Origin of the sequence: Dietzia sp. B19 (assembly GCF_014145155.1) — a bacterium.
GTDB lineage: Bacteria > Actinomycetota > Actinomycetes > Mycobacteriales > Mycobacteriaceae > Dietzia > Dietzia natronolimnaea.
The window spans coordinates 5,547-7,467 of sequence record NZ_JAALED010000491.1; the positions used below are offsets into that span (position 1 = coordinate 5,547).

Here is a 1,921-nt window from a genome sequence, read left to right on the forward strand (position 1 = left end):
TCGCTGGCCGGAGCCGTCAACACGGACTCGGCGACCGACGCCGTGGAGGGCTCGCTGGGCGAGGAGCGGCTCGGCTCGATCACCGGGTCCTCGGTGTCGCCCGAGGGTTCGCCGGAGACCGCTCCGGTGAACTGAGCCGGATCAGCGTTGCCCGCGCCCGAAGGCGTGCGGCTCGACCGGTCGCTGCGCGCTGGGGAGCCCGGCCACCACGAGTCGGTAGGACTCCGTGACCAACTCCTCGACCACGTCGGGGCCGAGGCTCCCCCCGGGGTGCAGTGAGATCCAGTGCCTCTTGTCCATGTGGTAGCCGGGGGTGATGTCGGCGTGCGCGTCACGGAGGGCGAGGCCGTCCGAGGGTGATGCCTTGATCACCACGAGGGGCTCGTCGTCGACAACGGTGTGGATCATGAACACCTTGCCGCGGACCTTGTAGACGTCGACGTCCGGCCCGAACGGGAACTCCAGGGTCGACGCCGGTAGTTCGCGTGCCCGCATCGCCGCACATTTCTGGAGTTCCCGCCCGTTCATCCCAGTGACGCTACGACACGCTGCGGGCTCCGTCATCGAGAAGAGCGTTCCGCACACCTGCTTCTCGGCCGACGTGTTCGGAACGCTCTTCGCGACCCGCGCGACCCGCGGGGTCGGTCGGGCTCGATGCGAGGGGATTGGCGAGGGTGCCCGCGAACTGCAGCGATCCCGCCTGATCGGTCAGATCCACCATCTGCCGGGTGTCGCGCAACTGCAGGCGGTTGAGGCACGAGTGTTTGAACCGCGGCGCGAACAGCGCCTGCCAGGTCGCCTCGTCGACCTCAGTCCGGTCGACGTCGATGTCGATGTCGCCGTCGCCGTCGCCGTCGCCGGCCAGCGCCAGCAGGCACCGGCGGGTCTCGTCCCAGAACTCCGTTGCCGGCAGGACCCCGGACTCGTCGAGGATCGCGGCGAGGTGACGCAGTACCCCGTCCATCACGTCGGTGTGGATGCTCAACGCGGCCGTCTCGGCGTCCACGAGGTGCCGGATCCGCTCGATCCCCTCGGGCAGCGGTCGGTCGGTCACCACGGCCACCTCCTCGCCGATGTCCTTGAACAGCACCCGGCGCGGCAGGTTGTCCGGGCCGATCACCACGATCACGTTCTCACCGTGGGGCATGAACACCAACCCGTGCGCGAGCAGACAGCGGGCCACCGGCAGAACGTAGGCGTCGAGCAGCGCGCGGAGCCACGTGCGGGCGTCCGCCCCTGACCGCTCCAGGTGTTCGACGACGAGGGGGCACCCGTGGAGGTCGACGTGCAGTAGTGAGGCCAGCGTGAAGGCCCGCTCGCCCTCCGCCAGTCGCGGCACCGGGCTCTCACGCCACAGGGCGGCGATCATCTTGGTGTGCGGCCCCTCGTCCGAGACGCCGGACTCCGCTGCGCGGTGGTAGGCGTCGCCTGTGTACCCCACGGCGGCGACCTCGCGCAGGACTCCGAAGTCGAGTGCCCGGAGCACGGGATCCCCGGCCACCAGACCGGCCACCCAGTCGTTGACCGCCGGGGTGTCACGCATGTACCGAGGAGACAGTCCGCGGGTGAAGCCCATGTTCTGCACCGCCAGTGCCGTCTTGACGTACCCGCGCTCGGGACGGGTCACGTCGAAGAACGTGCGTACGGACTGCTGCGGGCGGTACTCACTGCGGGACTCGCCCAGGTGGATGAGGTCGCGGCGGGCCAGGTCGGGGCCGAACGCCACGGCGATCTTGTGCTCCCACTGCCACGGGTGGACGGGAATGAGGCGGTACCCGTCCGGATCGAGGCCCAGCTCCCGAAGTCGTGTGTCGCACCGGTCGAGGTCGTCACCGTCGAACTCCCGACGGTAGTGCTCGTTCTCCTCCAGTCCGGTCACGGTGGCGAGGTGGCTGAGTTCACGGCGGGCGGCGAGCCACAC

General features: G+C 69.7%; 2 protein-coding genes. Both read right to left on the reverse strand.

All coding sequences use genetic code 11. From position 1 onward, the window contains the following. Window positions 1-141 precede the first annotated feature (141 nt). The gene (locus G6020_RS13500; protein WP_179525103.1) at window positions 142-528 is read right to left on the reverse strand and encodes an MmcQ/YjbR family DNA-binding protein; all 387 of its coding nucleotides are present in this window, start codon (window positions 526-528) and stop codon (window positions 142-144) included. 10 nt (window positions 529-538) lie between these two features. Beyond that, the coding region (locus tag G6020_RS17190; RefSeq protein ID WP_241732714.1) for an IucA/IucC family protein at window positions 539-1,921 on the reverse strand (1,383 nt) is incomplete at its 5' end.

Excerpts from the sequence above, each read along its gene's own strand:
- G6020_RS13500 (WP_179525103.1), bottom strand. The coding sequence starts at position 528 with ATGAACGGGCGGGAACTCCAGAAATGTGCGGCGATGCGGGCACGCGAA.